Annotated in this window: 12 protein-coding genes; 3 read left to right on the top strand and 9 right to left on the bottom strand. The window is 60.6% G+C overall.

Annotation, left to right across the window (positions count from 1 at the left end):
• Positions 1 to 285: 285 nt before the first annotated feature.
• The 4 genes from ccoP to ccoN are packed head-to-tail and all read right to left on the bottom strand — an operon-like array spanning position 286 to position 3,495.
• Positions 286 to 1,239, bottom strand: a complete 954-nt coding sequence (gene ccoP, locus AC1D19_RS03120; protein ID WP_477762368.1) for a cytochrome-c oxidase, cbb3-type subunit III — start codon at positions 1,237 to 1,239, stop codon at positions 286 to 288.
• Entirely contained in the window at positions 1,236 to 1,448 is a 213-nt protein-coding gene (locus AC1D19_RS03115; RefSeq protein ID WP_477753674.1) for a cbb3-type cytochrome oxidase subunit 3, read from the bottom strand. The genes ccoP and AC1D19_RS03115 overlap by 4 nt, the downstream gene beginning before the upstream one ends.
• A gap of 3 nt (positions 1,449 to 1,451) precedes the next feature.
• Positions 1,452 to 2,060 (bottom strand): cytochrome-c oxidase, cbb3-type subunit II, encoded by a 609-nt coding sequence (gene ccoO / locus AC1D19_RS03110; RefSeq protein ID WP_008020035.1) that lies wholly within the window; start codon positions 2,058 to 2,060, stop codon positions 1,452 to 1,454.
• A 10-nt stretch (positions 2,061 to 2,070) separates the two neighbouring features.
• Positions 2,071 to 3,495, bottom strand: a complete 1,425-nt coding sequence (gene ccoN / locus AC1D19_RS03105; protein WP_477762367.1) for a cytochrome-c oxidase, cbb3-type subunit I — start codon at positions 3,493 to 3,495, stop codon at positions 2,071 to 2,073.
• A gap of 96 nt (positions 3,496 to 3,591) precedes the next feature.
• Between ccoN and AC1D19_RS03100 the strand changes: the two genes are divergently transcribed.
• The gene (locus tag AC1D19_RS03100; RefSeq protein ID WP_477762366.1) at positions 3,592 to 4,266 is read left to right on the top strand and encodes an alpha/beta family hydrolase; all 675 of its coding nucleotides are present in this window, start codon (positions 3,592 to 3,594) and stop codon (positions 4,264 to 4,266) included.
• 99 nt (positions 4,267 to 4,365) lie between these two features.
• Here the strand turns inward: AC1D19_RS03100 and AC1D19_RS03095 are convergent, their stop codons facing one another.
• A complete protein-coding gene (locus AC1D19_RS03095) occupies positions 4,366 to 5,931 on the bottom strand; it encodes a methyl-accepting chemotaxis protein (RefSeq protein WP_477762365.1) in 1,566 nt (521 codons plus the stop codon).
• Between the two features lie 322 nt (positions 5,932 to 6,253).
• Here AC1D19_RS03095 and AC1D19_RS03090 point away from each other — a divergent pair, with 322 nt between their 5' ends.
• A complete protein-coding gene (locus AC1D19_RS03090; protein WP_477762364.1) occupies positions 6,254 to 13,804 on the top strand; it encodes an SDR family NAD(P)-dependent oxidoreductase in 7,551 nt (2,516 codons plus the stop codon).
• A gap of 8 nt (positions 13,805 to 13,812) precedes the next feature.
• Positions 13,813 to 15,162 carry an aminotransferase class I/II-fold pyridoxal phosphate-dependent enzyme gene (locus AC1D19_RS03085; protein ID WP_477762363.1) on the top strand — a complete coding sequence of 450 codons (1,350 nt, stop codon included), beginning with the start codon at positions 13,813 to 13,815 and terminating at the stop codon, positions 15,160 to 15,162.
• Between the two features lie 59 nt (positions 15,163 to 15,221).
• Here AC1D19_RS03085 and AC1D19_RS03080 read toward each other — a convergent pair whose 3' ends face one another.
• The 4 genes from AC1D19_RS03080 to AC1D19_RS03065 all read right to left on the bottom strand — a co-directional run bounded on the left by AC1D19_RS03080 (position 15,222) and on the right by AC1D19_RS03065 (position 19,407).
• Positions 15,222 to 15,680, bottom strand: a complete 459-nt coding sequence (locus AC1D19_RS03080) for an REP-associated tyrosine transposase (protein WP_477762362.1) — start codon at positions 15,678 to 15,680, stop codon at positions 15,222 to 15,224.
• Between the two features lie 238 nt (positions 15,681 to 15,918).
• The gene (locus tag AC1D19_RS03075; protein ID WP_477762361.1) at positions 15,919 to 17,346 is read right to left on the bottom strand and encodes a capsular polysaccharide export protein, LipB/KpsS family; all 1,428 of its coding nucleotides are present in this window, start codon (positions 17,344 to 17,346) and stop codon (positions 15,919 to 15,921) included.
• Positions 17,347 to 17,357: 11 nt separating this feature from the next.
• Positions 17,358 to 17,969 carry a GNAT family N-acetyltransferase gene (locus tag AC1D19_RS03070; RefSeq protein ID WP_477762360.1) on the bottom strand — a complete coding sequence of 204 codons (612 nt, stop codon included), beginning with the start codon at positions 17,967 to 17,969 and terminating at the stop codon, positions 17,358 to 17,360.
• Positions 17,962 to 19,407 (bottom strand): LTA synthase family protein, encoded by a 1,446-nt coding sequence (locus tag AC1D19_RS03065; RefSeq protein ID WP_477762359.1) that lies wholly within the window; start codon positions 19,405 to 19,407, stop codon positions 17,962 to 17,964. The genes AC1D19_RS03070 and AC1D19_RS03065 overlap by 8 nt, the downstream gene beginning before the upstream one ends.
• Between the last annotated feature and the right edge of the window lie 44 nt (positions 19,408 to 19,451).

Below are 19,451 nucleotides of genomic sequence, written 5' to 3'. Positions count from 1 at the left end.
CAGGTCGGATGTAACGGGGTGTGTTCAAACGCAACGTTTGGCTGACCGAAGGCAATTGGTGCGACAGCCGGTATCTACCAGCCTTTGCGGCCTGTCATCGGGCAGATTCGTCGAACACATCGTTCAGGGTCGACCTGGAACCGGCACCGGCCAGTCCGCATCGGGGGAAGCTTAGACCCGAATCCTGGGATCCGAAAGAAAGAGTCACAGAGGGTGCGACAATGCGTCGCAAAGGGGCAGGGAACTGCCGCATCCGCGAGAATGCGGCAGCAGAGCGGTCGGGATTTATTCGCGGTTGTCTTCAGCCTGTAAGCGCTCGGTATTCAAACTGTGGGACAGGCTGTACACATACGCGGCCAGCAATTGCACCTTATCGCTGCCCAGCAGTTCGTTCTGCGCCGGCATATGGCCCTGGCGGCCATGCCGAATCGTCTGCTCAAGTTGTGTCAGGCTCGTCCCGTAAATGAAGCCGGCCGGGTGCGTCAGGTTCGGCGCGCCCATGGCTTCAGTGCCCTGGCCGTTTGCCCCATGGCAAGCCACGCAGGTGGTGCTGAACGCTTGCTGTCCGGCCTGCAGGTCGGCTTTGCTGTCGGCAGGCAATGGCAGCTTGGCCAGGCCATGGCGCACATACGCGGCGACGTTTTTCACACCTTCCTCACCCAGGACTTCACCCCAGGCCGGCATCATCGCCATCCGGCCACCCATGATGGTGGTCTTGATGGTTTCTGCATTGCCGCCCCAGCGCCAGTCGCTGTCGGTCAGGTTGGGGAAGCCGAACGCACCCTTGGCATCCGAGCCGTGGCACACCGAGCAGTTGGAGGCAAACAGGCGGCCGCCCATTTTCAATGCCTGTGGGTCCTTGGCCACTTCTTCCACGGGCATTGCCGCAAACTTCGCGAAGATCGGCCCGAACTTCCCGTCAGCCTTGGCCATCTCCTTTTCCCATTCGTGCACCCCGGTCCAGCCGTTTTCGTAGCCGGGGAGGACGCCTTTCCAGTTGCCCAGGCCCGGATAGAGGATCAGGTAGCCGACGGCGAATACCAAGGTGCCGGCGAACAGCATGAACCACCATTGCGGCAACGGGTTGTCGTACTCCTCGATGCCGTCGAAGCTGTGGCCCATGGTCTGGTCGACACTGCCCTTGGTTTCACCCTTGCGGGTGCCGATCAACAGCCAGGTCAGGCCGATCAGGCTGCCGATGGTCAGTACGCAGATCCACGTACTCCAGAAGGTGGTCATGGCCGGGTACTCCTTGTGACAGGTTCTTCAGTGATGTCGGGTTGTGGTTCGTCGGCGAACGGCAGCAGGCGCGCTTCGGCGAATTCCGGGCCGCGCTTGCCGTTGAATACCCACAGCGTCAGGCCGACAAAGGCCACGAACACCACGACGGTGCCAAGGCCGCGGATCATTCCAGTGCTCAATTCGATCTCTATAAAAGACATGGGCATGGCTCACCTCTTGCTCTTGATCGCAGTGCCGAGCACTTGCAGGTAGGCGACCAGCGCATCCATTTCGCTCTTGCCCTTGAGCGAAGCGACGGCGCCGGTAATGTCTTCGTCGGTGTACGGCACGCCCAGGGTGCGCATGGCCTTGATCTTGGTTTCGGTGTGGCTGCTGTCGAGCTGATTGGCCACCAGCCACGGGTAGGCTGGCATCTTCGACTCCGGCACGACGTTGCGCGGGTTGTACAAGTGCGCGCGGTGCCAGTCATCCGAGTAGCGCGCACCGACCCGGGCCAGGTCCGGGCCGGTGCGTTTCGAGCCCCACAGGAACGGGTGGTCCCAGACGCTTTCACCGGCCACCGAATAGTGGCCGTAGCGTTCGGTCTCGGCGCGGAACGGACGGATCATCTGCGAGTGGCAGCCGACGCAGCCTTCACGGATATAGATGTCGCGACCTTCCAGTTGCAGCGCGGTGTAGGGCTTCATGCCTTCCACCGGTTTGTTGGTCACGTCCTGGAAGAACAGCGGGACGATCTGGGTCAGGCCACCGATGCTCACGGCCAGGATCATCAGCAGCAGCAACAGGCCGACGTTTTTCTCGATAGTTTCGTGTTTCATGGCGGACTCCTCAGGCCATCTGCGCGGCAGCGGCGACGGCGGCAGGCTGAGAGGCCCGCACGGTGCGCCAGGTGTTGTAGGCCATCAGGAACATGCCGCTGAGGAAGATCGCGCCACCCACCAGCCGCACGACGAAGCCAGGGTGGCTGGCCACCAGGGTTTCGACGAAGGAGTAAGTCAGCGTGCCATCCTCGTTCACCGCACGCCACATCAGGCCCTGGGCGATGCCGTTGACCCACATCGAGGCGATGTACAGAACGGTGCCGATGGTGGCGAGCCAGAAGTGCGCGTTGATCAGGCCGATGCTGTGCATCTGCTCGCGGCCGAAGACTTTCGGGATCATGTGGTACAGCGCGCCGATGGAGATCATCGCCACCCAGCCCAAGGCGCCTGCGTGTACGTGGCCGATGGTCCAGTCGGTGTAGTGGGAGAGGGCGTTGACCGTCTTGATCGCCATCATCGGCCCTTCGAAGGTCGACATACCGTAGAACGCCAGCGACACCACAAGGAAGCGCAGGATCGGGTCGCTGCGCAACTTATGCCAAGCGCCCGACAGGGTCATCATGCCGTTGATCATCCCGCCCCAGCTCGGCGCTAGCAGGATCAGCGACATCACCATGCCCAGCGACTGCGCCCAGTCCGGCAGCGCGGTGTAGTGCAGGTGGTGTGGGCCCGCCCAGATGTACAAGGTGATCAGCGCCCAGAAGTGCACGATCGACAAGCGATAGGAATACACCGGACGCTCGGCCTGTTTCGGCACAAAGTAGTACATCATCCCGAGGAAACCGGCGGTGAGGAAAAAGCCTACGGCGTTGTGTCCATACCACCATTGCACCATCGCATCGGTAGCGCCGGAGTACAGCGAGTAGGACTTGGTGAAGCTGACCGGCAATTCCATGTTGTTGACGATGTGCAGAATCGCCACGGTGATGATGAACGCACCGAAGAACCAGTTACCGACATAAATGTGTTTGGTCTTGCGCTGCATGATCGTGCCGAAGAACACGATGGCGTAGGCGACCCAGACGATGGTGATCAGGATGTCGATCGGCCATTCCAGCTCGGCGTATTCCTTGGAGCTGGTGTAGCCCATCGGCAGGCTGATGGCCGCCAGCAGGATCACAAGCTGCCAGCCCCAGAAACAGAATGCGGCAACTGCGGGAGCAAATAAGCGTGTTTGGCACGTCCGTTGTACGGAGTACAACGAACTGGCGAACAAGGCGCAGCCGCCAAAGGCGAAGATCACCGCGTTGGTGTGCAGGGGGCGCAAGCGGCCGAAGCTGGTCCACGGCAGATTGAAGTTGAGTTCGGGCCAGACCAACTGGGCAGCGAGAAAAACCCCGAGCCCCATGCCGACGATGCCCCACACCACCGTCATAATGGCGAATTGGCGGACCACCTTGTAGTTGTAGGCGGTACTGATAGAAGTGTTCATGGTTCCCCATCCACGGTTCAGCCGAAGTGAGAGCACGCAGCGCTTGGCTGCGCACCCTTCGGCCGGAGTTATAGGCAGACTAAAAGCGAGGCAAGCATGGACAAAGGGCACAAGGCCGGTATTGACGGGGATCAATGGGCGCAGTGCGTGCGGGATCATGGATGGTTGTGGAATGCCGCCGCTGGCAAGGCTGCGGCGACGCTGATCCTTGCCCATGGCGCCGGCGCACCGATGGACAGCGACTGGATGAGCGACATGGCTGCACGCCTCGCCGCTCAAGGCGTCAACGTGTTGCGCTTCGAGTTTCCGTACATGGCGCAGCGGCGCATCGACGGCGGTAAACGCCCGCCGAACCCGGCGCCGAAACTGCTGGAATGCTGGCGCGAGGTGTATGCCCAGGTGCGACGCCATGTCACTGGGCCGCTGGCCATCGGCGGCAAGTCCATGGGCGGGCGGATGGCCAGTCTGCTGGCCGATGAGTTGGGGGTGGATGCGCTGGTGTGCCTGGGCTATCCGTTCTATGCGGTGGGTAAGCCGGAGAAACCACGGGTTGAGCATCTGGCGGGGCTGAAGACACGGACCTTGATCGTCCAGGGCGAGCGCGATGCGCTGGGCAATCGTGAGGTGGTCGAGGGTTATGCGCTATCGCCGAGTATCGAGGTGTTCTGGCTGGTGGCGGGGGATCATGATCTAAAGCCGTTGAAGGCTTCGGGGTTTACGCATGAGCAACATCTGGACGAGACAGCCAGAAAGGTTGCTGAGTTTTTGTGAGAAGCAAGATCAAAAGATCGCAGCCTTCGGCAGCTCCTACGGGGTGTACGCCGTTCGAATGTAGGAGCTGGCGCAGCCTGCGATCTTTTGATTTTGAGGTTACCGGTTAAACCGCTCCACCAACGAATATTGAGTATTGGCGGTCTTGGTCAGCTCTTCACTCAGCAACGCCGAGTTCTGCGCTTGTTCCGAAGTCTGGTCCGCCAGTTCCGAAATGTTGCTGATGTTGCGGCTGATTTCTTCGGCCACGGCACTTTGCTCTTCGGTCGCGGCAGCGATCTGGGTGGTCATGTCGGTGATGTTGGCCACCGCTTCGCTGATCCCCACCAGTGCCTGGTCCGCTTCCAGTACCCGCGCCACGCCTTCTTCCGCCTGACGATGCCCGGCTTCCATGGTCTGCACGGCAGTACTGGCGGTTTGCTGGAGCTTGGCGATCAGCGCATGAATCTGCCCGGTGGATTCGCTGGTGCGTTGCGCCAGTTGACGGACTTCGTCGGCCACCACCGCAAAACCGCGACCCATCTCGCCGGCACGGGCCGCTTCGATGGCAGCGTTCAGGGCCAGCAGGTTGGTCTGGTCGGCGATGCCTTTGATCACGTCGACCACACCTCCGATTTCGTTGCTGTCCTTGGCCAGTTGGGTCACGGTCACGCCGGTTTCACCGACCACCACCGACAGGCGCTGGATGGCTTCGCGGGTCTCCCCGGCGATGTCACGACCACGACCGGTCAGGCGATTGGCTTCCTGGGTGGCATCCGCGGTGCGTTGTACGTGGCTGGCGACTTCCTGGGTGGTAGCGGCCATCTGGTTGACCGCGGTGGCCACCTGTTCGGTCTCGACCCGTTGACGTTCCAGGCCGCTGGAGCTGTTGTGCGCCAGGGCATCGGATTGCCTGGCCTGATCGGTCAGGTGTTCGGCCGTGTCCTGCAAACGCGTCAGGCAGGTTTTCAGGCGTGCTTCCTGACTGAGTATGGACATTTCCAGACGCGCCTGGGCGCCGCGACTGTCGGTGTACATCTGTGCGATCAACGGATCGGAGGTGGTCTGCTCGGCCAGGCGCAGCAAGCGCTTGAGGCCACGCTGCTGCCACTGAAGGCCCATCAGGCCCAGTGGTACCGAGAGTCCTGCTGCCAGGGCAAACCCCCAATGGGAGTTCAGCGATGCACCGATCATGAAGCTCAATTGGCTGACCAGAATGAACGGCAGCCAGTCCTGCAGGATCGGCAACCATTTATCCGAGGAGGGAACGGCCGGCTTGCCCTGGTTGATGCGTTGGTAGAGCGCTTCGGCGCGTCGGATCTGTTCGGCAGAGGGCTTGACCCGCACCGACTCGTAACCGATCACCTGATTGCCTTCGAAGATCGGTGTCACATAGGCGTTCACCCAGTAATGATCACCGCTCTTGCAGCGATTCTTGACAATGCCCATCCATGGCAAGCCTTGTTTCAGTGTGCCCCACATGTGCGCGAACACCGCGGCCGGGACGTCGGGGTGACGGACCAGGTTGTGCGGTGCACGGATCAGCTCCTCTCGGGAAAACCCGCTGATTTCGACGAAAGCGTCGTTACAGTAGGTGATCATGCCCTTGGCATCGGTGGTGGAAATCAACCGTTGCTGAGCCGGAAAGGTCCGTTCGCGTTGTGTAGTGGGTTGGTTGTTACGCATGGCTTTTTCAATCCGCAAGGCTTTCAAGAGTTGTCGGCTGCGTCGCGGGTTTATTGAATGTTTTTTTAATAGCCTGACGTGTGTCTCAAATTCGCCCTGCGTTGAAAGGATTGACCTGCCCAGCGGTTGAACTTTTCAGGTTTCCCTTAATGGACCCGGCGCGTATGATTCGCGGCTATTTTGCGCGTGACGTTATTTTTGGTCAGGTAGCAAGCGGTACATAACATCCAGGGTGTCGCCGGGTTTCCTGCATTTACATTAATGGAATTTGATTGTTGTTCAGCTTTTGGAAAAGGGCTGGGGATGAATAGGGCAAGTAGCAATGCGTAAGAAAGTTGCAATCATAGGGACGTCGTTCCGTTTTCCAGGCTCTACTTCTGCAACTTTTTGGCCGCACCTACTGGACCGGCAGAGCTTTATTACCCAAGCGGATTTTTCTCGCTGGTCCAAGGACGAGTTCCTGCACCCGGACAAGGCAAACCCAGCAACGTCGTACACGTTTGCTTCCGGTTCCCTGGGCGATATTTCTACTTTCGATGCTGGATTCTTCAATATTTCTCCTCGTGAAGCGGCGGTCATGGACCCTCAGCAGCGATTATTGCTGGAGCTTGGCTGGGAAGTGTTCGAGAACGCCGGTGTCAAACCGTCGAGCCTGCGTGGCAGCGATTGCGGTGTCTACCTGGGGATCGCCAGTGTCGACTACGGCTATCGTCTGACGCATGACATGTCGACGATTGATGCGGCAACCGCCACCGGTAATACCTTCAGTATCGCGGCCAACCGGCTATCTTTTTTTTATGACCTTCAAGGCCCGAGCATGGCCATCGACACGGCGTGCTCTTCTTCCCTGATGGCCTTTCACCAGGCTTGCCAGGCCATTCAGAACGGCGATATCGAACAGGCGATTACCGGTGGTGTCAGCCTGCATCTTCACCCTTTTGGCTTCTTGATCTTTTCCAAGGCTTCAATGTTGTCGCGCACTGGGCAATGTCACGTGTTCGATGAGTCTGCAGATGGCTATGTCCGTTCTGAAGGCGCGGGGCTTTTCTATCTGAAGGATTACGACAAGGCGATCGAGGACGCAAACCAGATCCTCGCGGTCGTTGCCGGCAGTGCGGCTAATACCGATGGGCGAAAGTCGAGTTTGACCGTCCCGAGCGCGGATGCGCAGATAGCCCTGATGAAGCAGGCCTACGACAGTGCTGGCATCAGTGCGACAGACATTGATTACCTGGAAGCTCACGGTACGGGCACGCCAGTCGGCGATCCTATCGAGAGCCGGGCTATCGGTGAGGCGCTGGGGCAGCAGCGCCCGGCGGATCAGCCACTGCTGATCGGTTCGATCAAAAGCAATATCGGGCACCTTGAGGCAGCCTCGGGTGTCGCCGGTTTGATGAAGGCGCTGTACTGCGTGATCGAACGCAAGGTGCCCGCCACCATCGGCATCAAGAAGCTCAATCCGAACATTCCTTTCGCTGACCTCAACCTGAGTGTGGTCACTGAAACCCAAGCGCTCAAACCCAGCGGAAAACTGGTGGTCGGTGTCAACTCTTTCGGTTTCGGCGGGGCCAACGCCCACGTCATCCTGGAAAGTCCGCCACAGGCGCCGCAGGCCCCGCGCCAGATGGGGCAGTCAGTGCCGTTGATTGTTTCTGCCAAGGACAACGCAGCCTTGGCGGCCCAGTCCGAACAGCTGGCGCAATTTTTGTCCGGGCCGGACGCGGCAAACCTTTACGACGTGGCCTACCAGTCGATGTTTCGCCGCGAGTTGCTCCCGCAACGGGTGGTGGTGTTCGGTGCGGATGCTCAACGCAGCGCTCAGACCCTACTGGATTTCGTCACGGAACCGGGCGTTCCGGCGTTGTCGGCGGTACTGGAAAGTGGCCGTGTCCTGGATCAGGCAAAAGGGCCCGTGTTCGTCTTCTCCGGTAATGGATCGCAGTGGCAGGGCATGGGCAAGTCGTTGCTGGCCGATCCGGTTTTCCATCAGGCGGTTGCCGAGGTAGACGCGATTTTCCATGCGCTATCCGGCTATTCGTTGATCGCCGAACTGGCGGTCGAGCTGGGTGATGACCGCTATCAGTTGACTGAATTTGCGCAACCGGCGTTGTTTGCATTGCAAGTGGGTGTCACCCGCATGCTGGCCGAAAAAGGCGTAGTACCGGTGGCCGTCATCGGCCACAGCGTGGGTGAAGTCGCTGCCGCCTGGGCATGCGGAGCACTGACGCTGAACGACGCCACCCGTGTGATCTACCATCGCAGTCGCCTGCAAGGCTTGACCAAGGGCTGCGGCAACATGTCGGCGGTAGGGTTGTCGGGGGCGGACACTGCGAGCCTGTTGAAGACGCTCGACCTGGACAGCGAGTTGGTCGTCGCCGGCGAGAACAGTTTCAAGGGGGCGACCGTCGCCGGCCAGGTGGCTGCGCTAGAAACCCTGGAACACGCGCTGACCGAGCGTCAGGTATTCGTTCGCCGCCTGGGTCTCGATTATGCGTTCCACTCGCCGGCCATGGATGTGATCGCCGATCAAGTCATCGACGTGTTGAGCGACATCGTCCCGGGTCACGCCAGTATTCCAATGTATTCGACCGTGACCGGCGACGTGCTGGCCGGTGAACATCTGGACGCCGGGTACTGGTGGAAAAACATTCGTTATCCGGTGCTGTTCAAGTCCGCCAGTGAGGCGCTCGCCGAGCAGGGCTACAACGTATTCGTGGAGGTCGGCCCGCACCCGATCCTGCGTGCCTATGTGGCCGATGCGATGGCCAGCCAGGAACTGGAAGGGGTTGTGATCCCGACGGTGCTGCGTGGTGAAGAAAACCCGCAGATGATTGATCGTACGCTGGCGAAGGTACTGATTGCCGGTGTCGACATCGATCTGCAATGCCTGTTTCCTCACTCCGGCCGTTTCGTGCAATTACCCAATTACGCCTGGCAGCGCGAACGTCACTGGCACGCAGACACGCCCGAGTCTTCCGGCCACCTGAGCCGAGAGCGCGTCCATCCGCTGTTGGGTTATCTGCTGCCGGAGCATGAGTTCACCTGGGACAATCGCCTGGATACGCAACTGTTCCCGTCACTGGGCGACCACATGGTGGGCGACTCGGTGTTGTTCCCGGGCGCGGGTTTCACCGAAGTCGCACTCGCTGCAGCATTGCAGTATCAACCCGGTGAGTATGTGGAAATCGAAGAGCTGGAAATTCACAGCCCGCTCTTGCTTCACTCGGATTTCAGCAAAAAGGTCCGTGTGATGATCGACACTACCGACGGTGCCCTTTCCATCGTGTCGCGCAGCACTGCCCAGGCTGAGCCGTGGGTGCAGCATGTGGTTGCCAGGCTTGTGGGTGAAGCGCGCGGCGGGTTGCTGGCCAGCACCGCTCCAGTCGTTCCAGCGCGCGCTCCTGATTTCACCTCGTCCGGGCACCTGGCGCTGACCCGTGCGGTTGGTCTCAATTATGGCCCGGCTTATCAAGCCGTCGAGGCAGGCTGGATCGACGGCAACCAGGTGTTGGCGCGGTTGACGGTCCCGGCCCCGATCGAGGATGAACTCGCAACGTTGAATGTGCACCCGGCACTGCTGGACAGTGCCTTCCAGTTGATCACCCAACTGTTGGACCAGGAGGCCGACAGCCGCAAAGACCTGGCCTTTATCCCGGTGAAACTCGGGCGTATCGCCTTCGCTGCTGGCAGCCTGCCGCCTTGTCTGGCCCAGGTCACTCTGGTACGACGTTCAGCGCATTCCCTGTTGGCGGACTTCACGTTGTACGACGTCCATGGTCGCGCGGTCATCTGCATCAAGGACGCCCGTTTTCGTGGGGTTCGGCTGCACAAGGATCGCAGTGGCGACATCAAACTGGTGGACTTTGTCGGGGTTGCCAAACCCTATCCTGCGAATGAACGCGCATTGCCATTGGCGGACTCACGGTTGGAGGCGCAGCTGCAGCAGCACCTTTGCGCTATCGCGGATGATCCCGGATTGCTCCGTTATGCCGATGAAATCGACCCTTTGCTCGACGGTCTGTGTGGCAGTTTCGTGCTGGAAGCCATCGAGAAGCTGGGCGGTGAGCTGACGCTGCAGCAGCGCTCCACTTGGGAAGCTGGAGGTTATCTTGACCATCTTCTTGAGCAAGCGCTGGAGGATGGCAGCCTGGTTGCGGCGGGCAATGGCGGCTGGCAGCTTGCCGATCAAGGCGAGCGAGCGAGTGCGCAAGACATCTGGCAGGAACTGTTCAGCAGCTATCCCGAACACTTCCAGATCATTCATTCGGTCGGCCGGATCGGCATGCATCTGCTGGAGCTGATCAGCGGTCAGGTGAAGATTGCGCAACTGCTGCCACGGGAAACCACGCCCGCCGCATTGACCCGCCTGGTGCTCGGCGCGTCCGGTCACCAAGCGTTGCTGGGCGGTCTGCGAGAACATATCACCCAACGGTTGAGCGCTCTGCCTGACGGGCAGCGCCTGCGTATTCTCGAACTCGGTTTCGAGGGGGTACCACTGGCGGCAGACTTGTGTGTCGGCCTGGATTTTGACCGGGTCGATTATCAGTACTCTGCGCAGAACATTGAAATCGCGTCGATGCTCCAGGCTGAGCTCCCGGAGCTTCAGATACTGAGTCTGGAGGCGTCGGAAAAAATCGCTCGGGTGCCGGCGAACGACTTCGATCTGGTCCTTGTCGCCACCGACCTGGCACCGCTGGAAGCCGTCAGTCAAGGCTTGCACCATGGCGCTGCAAGGCTGTGTGCCAACGGTGAAGTGCTTCTGTTGGCGCAACACCCTGCGCGTTGGGCGGACTTCACATTTGGCGCCGAACCTTCCTGGTGGCTGGCCCGACAGGGGCAACAGGCGTTAGCGGTGCAACAGCCCCCGGGATTCTGGCAACAGGAATTGCGGCGTCATGGCCTGAAGGTGTCCGAGCCGCTGGAGTTCATTCCGGACTCGGCGTCTGGCTGCTATCTGTTGGTAGCCGCCGAAAATTCCGCGAAGACCCTCGCGGTTGCACGTGAGTATCCGCGCCAGAGCTGGTTGCTGGTAGCCGATGGGCAAGGTCCTGAAGCACCGTTTGCCCGGGCACTCGCCTCGATGTTGCGCGAGCAAGGTCAAGAGGCCGCGCTGCTCGCGCCTGGCTCGGCATCGGATCTGGCGCAACAGTTACGTGAACGTCCAGCGGTGCCTCAACACGTGGTAATGCTGGCCGGCCTGTTCGCACCCCAAGGGCTTGATGCCCAGGCTGACCGCTGCATGCACGCCGCTGCCATCACGCAAGCCTGTGAATCGGCCGGCGTCGCTGCGGATTGCTGGTTGCTGACCTCCGGCGCCGCCATCCATTTGTTACCGCAAGGCACCCGCCTGGATACGACTGTGCAAGGCATTGCCGATGCTGCCTTGTGGGGCTTCGGTCGGACGTTGACGAACGAAGCAGTCGGTTGTCGAGTTCGTCTGCTCGATCTGGCGATTGGCGCTGGCGTCGAGGCCCTGGTGCCGGCACTGCTCAATGCGGATGAAGAAACCGAACTGGCGATCAGCGCGGCGGGCGATCGGTATGTCGCACGGCTGCGAATCCAGCCCGATGAGTTGCCAGGCAGTGCGCTGCTGGATGCGCCGACGCAGATCAGGCTCGGCTTCGATTTGCCGGGGCAGCTGCGCAATTTGCGCTGGGAAGCACGAGCGCCGCTGGTGCCGGCAGACGATGAACTGGATATCGAGGTTCAGGCCACGGGTTTGAACTTCCGCGATGTTATGTTCGCGTTGGGTCTGCTGTCTGATGAAGCGATCGAAAATGGCTTCTCGGGCCCGACGCTGGGCTTCGAGTTTGCCGGTGTGGTGCGCGGTAAAGGGGCGATGGTCGAGGGTGATTTCCAGCCGGGCGACCGTGTCGTCGGTTTTGGTCCGTCGAGCTTCGCCAATCGCCTGATCACCAACGCCAATGCTGTGGCGCGCATTCCTGAAGGCATGTCGTTTGAAGCGGCGGCGACCATTCCGAGTACTTTCTTCACCGTGTATTACGCCGTGCATCACCTGGCGCGGCTTGAACCGGGAGAGAAAATCCTGATTCACGGTGCAGCGGGCGGCGTCGGCATTGCCGCGATCCAGATTGCAAAATGGTGCGGCGCCGAAATCTACGCCACGGCGGGTAGCGACGAGAAGCGCGATTTCCTGCGCCTGTTGGGCGTCGAGCATATCTTCGACTCGCGTTCGCTGGCGTTTGCCGATGACATCCTGGCCATTACCGATGGCCGCGGCGTGGACGTAGTACTCAACTCCCTGGCGGGTGAGGCCATCAATCGCAACCTGCGAGTACTCAAGCCGTTTGGTCGCTTCCTCGAACTGGGCAAGCGCGACTTTTACCAGAACACCAAGATCGGCCTGCGGCCGTTCCGCAACAACATCAGCTACTTTGGCATCGATGCCGACCAGCTCATGAGCGAACGTCCGCAGCTGACCCGTCGGCTGTTTGGCGAAATGATGGCATTGTTCCGCGACGGCATTTTGAGTCCGCTGCCTTATCGCGCCTTCGATGCCAATGAAGTCGTCGAAGCATTCCGCTACATGCAGCAGGCCAGGCAGATCGGCAAGATCGTCGTCACCTACCGCACACCGATCCAGCAGGTTTTCCACGCGCCGGTGGCGCAGGTTCAGGCCTTGCAACTGGCCGCCGACGGCACCTACCTGGTGACGGGCGGGCTCAGCGGTTTCGGTCTGCGTACTGCGCAATGGCTGGTGGAGAAGGGCGCGCGTCACCTGGTGCTGCTCGGTCGTCGCGGTGCTGCTACCGAAGAAGCGCAGCCGGCGCTGGCGGCGTGGCGCGAGCAAGGTATCGAGGTGCAGGCGCTGGCTTGCGATATCACCGATAGCGCTCAATTGCGCAGCGTGCTGGCGAGCATCGAAGCCTCCAAGGCACCGTTGCGGGGCATCGTGCATGCGGCCACCGTGTTTGATGATGGGCTGATCCGCAACCTCAGCCAGGAGCAGTTGCAACGGGTGCTTGAACCCAAGGCCAAAGGCGCGCAATACCTGCATGAATTGACGGCCCATTTGCCGTTGGACTTCTTCGTGCTGTTTTCCTCGGCAACGACCTTGTTCGGCAACCCGGGGCAGGCCAACTACGTCGCCGCCAACCATTGGCTCGAAGCGTTGGCGCGTCATCGCCTGGCGCAGGGGCTGCCGGCAACCAGCGTACTCTGGGGAGCCATCGATGATGCGGGTTTCCTGGCGCGCAACCAGGACATCAAAGATGCCCTGCAAAGCCGCATGGGCGGTGCTGCCCTGCAGTCGCAAGCGGCACTGGAAACTCTGGAGCGGTTGCTGTTGCAGCGGCGTTCGGGGCTGGGCGTACTTGAGCTGGACTGGAAAGCACTGTCGCGATTCCTGCCGGCAGCCGGCTCGCCCAAATTCAATGAGCTGGCCAGATTGCACGGTGGTGAGCAGGACGAAGAAAGCGATGTCGACGATATCCAGCGGCTGTTGACCGAAATGGACGACTGCGAGCTGATCGAACTGTTCGGTGAAATGCTTAAACAGGAAATCAGCGAAATCCTGCGGTTACCAACCAGCAAACTGGACGCCACGCGACCGCTTCAAGAGTTGGGGCTGGACTCGCTGATGAGTGTCGAACTGGTGGTGGCAGTCGAGGAGCGATTCGGGGTGCGTCTGCCGGTAATGGAGCTGAGCGAAGCGTCAAGCATCGGCAAAATCACTGTTCGAATCCTTGAACTCCTGCGAGGCAATCAGGATTGCGATGTGCAACCGGATACCGAACATAACGGGCAGACGCTGACGAGCGATACGCTCGCCCGTCACGGGGTCGACATTTCCCGCGACGACATTGCGCCGTTGAGCACCCAGGATTTGAAACCTTCACGTTTGATTAATTGATCCGGACCATGACCAATAAAACCACGCCCGGGCTTGCCACTTCGATGAAGGACAAGTTGATTCAACAGGCCCTGGAACGGCGACTGCGCAAGATCGGCGATTGCGCTCCAAGCCCTTCACTAGAGGGCGTCAAAGGCGCCCCGCGCGAGGGCTTTGAGCAGTTTTGCCGATTTGATCAGCACCCTGGCTATCAGCATTTGCGCATCATGCTCGACGGGGCTGCGCGCTTCGGCCTGGCCAATCCGTTTTTCAAGTTGCACGAAGGTTTGGCGGGTGCGGAAACTGTCATGGGCGGTAACCGCTACGTGAACTTCGCCAGCTACAACTACCTGGGCTACTCGGGGCATCCGGTGGTCGCTGAAGCCGCCAAAGCGGCCATTGATCGCTATGGAACGTCAGTTTCCGCCAGCCGTCCGGTGTCGGGTGATCGTCCGATCCATCGCGAGCTGGAGCAGGAACTGGCCCGGCTCTATGAGGTGGACGACGCTATTACTTTCGTCAGCGGCCATGCGACGAACGTGACCACCATTGGTTATCTATTCGGTCCGCGGGATTTGATCCTGCATGACGAACTGATCCATAACAGCGTTCTCCAGGGGATTCAATTGTCCGGCGCCCGGCGTCTCGTCTTTGCCCACAACGACTGGGAAGCGGTTGACCGGGTGTTGAGCGATCAGCGTCAGCATTTCGAGCGCGTGTTGGTGGTGCTCGAAGGCATCTACAGTATGGATGGCGACTTCCCGGATTTGCCGCGCTTCGTCGAACTCAGGAAGAAACACCAAGTGTTGCTGATGGTCGATGAAGCGCATTCACTGGGCGTAATGGGACAGACCGGCAAGGGCATCCGTGAACATTTCGGTCTGGCCGGCAGTGACGTGGATATCTGGATGGGCACCTTGAGCAAAAGCCTGGCCAGTTGTGGTGGCTATATCGCCGGTGAGTCAGCGCTGGTAGAGCATCTCAAGTTCCTGGCGCCGGGTTTTCTCTACAGCGTCGGCATGCCGGCACCGGTGGCTGCGGCAGCGTTGGCGGCATTGCGTTGTCTACCTGAGGATGGCGAGCGCGTCACAACCTTGCAGGCGCGCGGCAGGCAATTCCTCGAGTTGGCCAGGGACGCCGGCCTGGATACCGGCACAAGCACCGGTCTGGCAGTGGTGCCGATCATCACCGGCAGTTCGCTCAAGGCTACCCAGTTGTCCAGCGCGCTGTCCCGTCGAGGTATCAACGCCCAACCCATTCTTCATCCGGCGGTGCCCGAAAAATCGGCTCGTGTACGCTTTTTCGTGTCGTGCCTGCACACCCGGGAGCAAATCGCCGAAACCGTTGCCATTGTTGCGCAGGAACTTCAAAAGCTATAAGCCGAGCAGCCGAAAGATCGATGCAACGGCCGAAAGCACCTGCGCCAGTAAGCCGGCTCCTACAGCCAGATGGCATCCCACAGTGAGTAGTCATGCACCCGTTTGACCAACCCTGCGCGTAATGGGTTGGCAACGATGTAGCGGGCTACTGCCTGCAAATCTTCTTCGCGACGAATCGCTCGGTCGTGGAAACCTTTCTGCCACAGCTGCCCCTTGCGTGCCAGACAGGCATTCACTGCTCTCGCGCTGCGGGATTTGGTGGCGAGCATCAACCCTGGCAACGTGCTGTTCCTGAGCTCGAGCAACCAGTGAAAGTGGTCGGGCATCACTACCCAGGCAAGGGAGTTGGCCCGTTCCTCTGTCTGGGCCTGACGAAATTGATCCACCACCAAACGCCCCACACGCCAGTCACTGAAGAGCGGCTCACGCAGATGGGTGACTGTGGTGAGCAGGTAGATCTGCCCGGATTGAGAGTGGCGCCCTGTGCGCAGGTGGCTGGCGTGTAGACGAGTGGGCAATCCGTTGCCCTCCTTTGTCGGTCGGAAAGGGTAAGGCTAGTGCGCAGATGAATTTACGTCGTATAGGTTTGGGGCCGGATGTGACAGGACTACCGCCTTCGCCGGCAAGCCGGCTCCTACAGGAAATGTGTGGACACAAAAAATGACGGTGTGTACGCGTTTTTGTAGGAGCTGGCTTGCCAGCGAAAACGGCCGTGGGGCATGCAGCGCCATCAAAAACGCCTTCGCCGGCAAGGGATCAGAACATGCGTCTGAGGTAGCGGTGAATTTGTCGATAACGTGCGCAGCTGTCGAACAGGCCGGCTTCAGGATGGGAGTTGTACTCCCGGGCTTGATGGGGGCTGCACGGCAGGCCGCGAATCTGAACCAGTGGTTGCTCATCGCCACCCGGTGATTGCAGCATGCCCGGGCTGATGCGCCATAGCGGCACGCTGTGGGCCTCGGCACGGGATTGCAGATCGCCGGGTTCGCTGGCTCGCCACACCAACAGCTTGCCGGTTTCGCCGACTACGGATTGCATCAGCTCGGCACTATCGCTGACGAACGTCAACCGGCCCCATCGGCTTTTGAGCAGGGTCCGGATCGCCGGCCGCTGTCGGTGTGGCACACCCAGCAAGGTCAATGTCCCCGCGAACTGGCTGTCCTGGTGTTTTTGCCGGGCCAGTTGACGGGCCACAGTCATGACATCGCAACGCTGATCGGTCAGCGGGTCGACGTAGCGGCAATAGCGGATGTACGCCGCCGCCACCAACTGCTCAAGGTTCGGTCGGGCCTGGCGACGGGGGATTGCCTGGCGATCATCGGTCAGGCCCCAGCCGGCGTAGAACGGCAAGCCGAAGCAGGTGACCGGGATGCCTTGAATCAAGGCCTCGAGCCCGGCCTGACTGGTACCTACATAGACCCGCTGCGCCCGGCGCGCCAGCGAGGCCCAGGACACATGGCGACTTTCCAGCGTCACGCCCCGGGCAAGAGCGGCGTCAAGCAGGCAACTTTTTTTGTGGCCGTTGATGCAGTCCGGGTGAATCCGCACCCGCACGTCCGCCTCGGGGTGTTGCGCCAGGGCTTCGTCGAGCATGCGGATAAAGTCGGCTTCGCACAGCCCGCCGCCGGGGATGGAGAAGTCGCCATAAGTCTGGTCGACCACCAGAATCAGCGACTTGTCACGGCCCAGCGGGTCGTCGTCGCTCAGGTCCGGTGCGTTGTTGTATTTGCCGATGCCACTGCTGCGCATCAGGGCAATCAGCTCCCGTGCGGTCGCCTGCTCCGAAGAGCTCAGGGTCTGCGGGGTTTGCAGGATGTTCTCCAGCCGTGACGGGCGATCGGCCAGGTAGTGAATGCCAATGGGGTCGACCACCATCGACATCGGCGTATCGCCTTCGACGCCCAGCGAAGATGAACGCAGGAAGCCATCCTCCAGTGCGACGTAGGGAATGCCCCAGCGCTTGCACAAGACCCGGGCATGGTCAGAGGAACTTTTGTAGCCAATTCCGGCAATCGCCTTCAAGCCTGCGGGGCGCTGCCGGCTGCGTCGCCACAGCCAATGAGGCTGACCTTCGGGGTCGAGAAACTCCTCCAGATGATGGACTTTCCACATCACCCACTGCGACATGATGCCCACCCGACCGGGACCATCCACCAGCGATTCAAGGGGTACGGATCGATTCATTTGCGGGCTGCTCATGGATGGGGCGATAGTCTGCGGCGCAGGTTGATGACCGTCGGGAAGGGCATCACGCGGCTCAGCCAGTTCGTTGGAAAGGTGTGTATCGGCATGAAGGCGTGGCGGGCATAGAACGCCCTGGCCGCAAGGTTCTTCACCTGCACTTCCAGCTCGATTTTGGTATGGCCAAGGCTGAGTGCCTGATCAAAGGCGACCTGCAGCAAGGCACTGGCCACCCCCTGGCGCCGTGCGGTTTTGCGCACATGCAAGCCGTACAGATAAAAACCGTAGTACCACTCGCGACACTCGCTGATCACGAACAGGCCATAACGCAGCGAGCCGCCCAGTCGCCCGAACTCGCGAACGAATGGCCGGATGCCCGGTGAAAATGGTCCGCGGCGTTGGTGTTTGAACGAGGCGTAGCCCACCGGTGCGCTGTCGTGATAGGCCAGCAGGACGCGGTCCCAGTTGATCGACTGCGCGAGCAGGCGATGGCGGCAGTCTTCATCGCCGAGGATGAACGCCAACGAGCCGCGCCCCGCGGTGATCCAGCGCGCAACCGCAGGGTCGCGCTGCGCAAGGCTGGACGCGAGAACCACCTGCACCGGTTCACCCCGGGTTTCAGTCATCGGCAGTAGGGGCCAGATGGTCGATAAAGGCCTTGGCCAGATGCTCGACTCCGAGGTCTGCGCAGGTATTGGCACGCGGCGAAGTATTGGACCAGATGAAGTACTCGGTATCGCCATTCGGTGCCTCCAGGGCGCCATAGACGTCAGGCAGGATCGGCACATGGTCACCGAAAAAGCACAGCCCGGTTGGTGTGCTGCGGGTCAGAAAATGTTCGCGCAGCTGACCGAGCATGCGATCGGCATTGCTCAAGTGGCGCACGTACGGGGCCAGATCACGCAGGCTTTCTGGTAGCGGCCGGTCGAACCACTGCGGCAGGTCGCCGGCTTCGACATTTTCCAGGTGCAGCGGGCCGTGGTTTTCCATGGTGATGGCATGAATAAACAACGGCTGGGTACGGGACGGATCATCAAGCAACGCGCTGATCTTGTCCGCCACCGCGCAGTCACCGATGAACGGGCCGGCCTTTTGCTGTTCGGTGAAACTGCGAACGTCGATGAATTCGTCGAAGCCCAGTGCAGGCAACACCTTGTCCCGACCATAAAAACTGCCGACATAGGGATGCACGCAGACCGTACGATAACCCTGGCGTTTGAGCGCCTTGGCGATGCTCGCAACGCCTTGTCGCGCCAGGTGGCGATAAGGGTTGAATCGATGGACGCCCAGTTGGTCGACCTTGATCCCGGTGAGGAAGGCAAACTCGCTGCGGACCGTGTTGGCGCCCCACGCGGCGACTTGCAGACGACCCTGGGCCAGCGCCTCGGCCCGCAAGGTGTCGAAGTGGCTGAGCACCTGCGCACGGATGCCGGGCCATAGTCTGCGCGCATCGAAGAACGATTCGCTTTGTACCGATACCAGGTCCGGCAGCACGGTGTCGGACGCCGGGCGTGGCAGCTCATCGGTAAACGCCGAGTTCAGTCGATTGAGGTCCACCGGGCGCCGGGCCGCGAAAAAGTACGTCCACAAACTGGCCGCCAAACCCCAGCGACCGAGGTCGAGGCTGGCGTCGAACGTCGGGCGCAGAGGCTTCAAGCTGCCGAGCATCAGCAGTACCAAACTGCCCAGCAACGTGCTCGCAGCCACGACGCGAGCATTGCTGCCCACCGGTTCGAAATATAACCCGCACGCCAGGTAGGCGATAAACAGAAGGGCCAGGCCGATGGCTTTGCCAATGCCGAAGAACGGCAAATACAGGCGTGGAAAGCGTACGGCGTCGCTGAAGTATTCGAAATCGGCGCAGACAAATGGCTCGCGCAGCGAATGGTATTTGGCGTTGCTCACCAGCACGATCAGCAGCCACAGCGCCAGCACGTTGACCGCACTGAAATACGCGCGACCGCTGATCAGGTACAGCAAGCCAACGGCGAATGCCCAGGCACCGCCATGCAACAGCCAGCTGCGAAGCGGACGGGACCAGCCGGTACGCGGCACCAGGAGCATTTCGATTGCGCAAGACAGGAGAAAACCAGGCACTACAACCGAGC

This window comes from Pseudomonas sp. P1_C12 (assembly GCF_056406435.1).
This window is presented reverse-complemented; position numbering and strand designations above follow the sequence as displayed.

What these genes read in the sequence shown, in the direction of transcription:
- AC1D19_RS03115 (WP_477753674.1), bottom strand. Translation starts at nt 1,448, where the DNA reads ATGCCCATGTCTTTTATAGAGATCGAATTGAGCACTGGAATGATCCGC.
- ccoO (WP_008020035.1), bottom strand. Translation starts at nt 2,060, where the DNA reads ATGAAACACGAAACTATCGAGAAAAACGTCGGCCTGTTGCTGCTGCTG.
- AC1D19_RS03065 (WP_477762359.1), bottom strand. Translation starts at nt 19,407, where the DNA reads ATGCTCCTGGTGCCGCGTACCGGCTGGTCCCGTCCGCTTCGCAGCTGG.
- AC1D19_RS03100 (WP_477762366.1), top strand. Translation starts at nt 3,592, where the DNA reads ATGGACAAAGGGCACAAGGCCGGTATTGACGGGGATCAATGGGCGCAG.
- AC1D19_RS03070 (WP_477762360.1), bottom strand. Translation starts at nt 17,969, where the DNA reads ATGACTGAAACCCGGGGTGAACCGGTGCAGGTGGTTCTCGCGTCCAGC.
- AC1D19_RS03090 (WP_477762364.1), top strand. Translation starts at nt 6,254, where the DNA reads ATGCGTAAGAAAGTTGCAATCATAGGGACGTCGTTCCGTTTTCCAGGC.
- AC1D19_RS03095 (WP_477762365.1), bottom strand. Translation starts at nt 5,931, where the DNA reads ATGCGTAACAACCAACCCACTACACAACGCGAACGGACCTTTCCGGCT.
- ccoP (WP_477762368.1), bottom strand. Translation starts at nt 1,239, where the DNA reads ATGACCACCTTCTGGAGTACGTGGATCTGCGTACTGACCATCGGCAGC.
- ccoN (WP_477762367.1), bottom strand. Translation starts at nt 3,495, where the DNA reads ATGAACACTTCTATCAGTACCGCCTACAACTACAAGGTGGTCCGCCAA.
- AC1D19_RS03075 (WP_477762361.1), bottom strand. Translation starts at nt 17,346, where the DNA reads ATGAATCGATCCGTACCCCTTGAATCGCTGGTGGATGGTCCCGGTCGG.
- AC1D19_RS03085 (WP_477762363.1), top strand. Translation starts at nt 13,813, where the DNA reads ATGACCAATAAAACCACGCCCGGGCTTGCCACTTCGATGAAGGACAAG.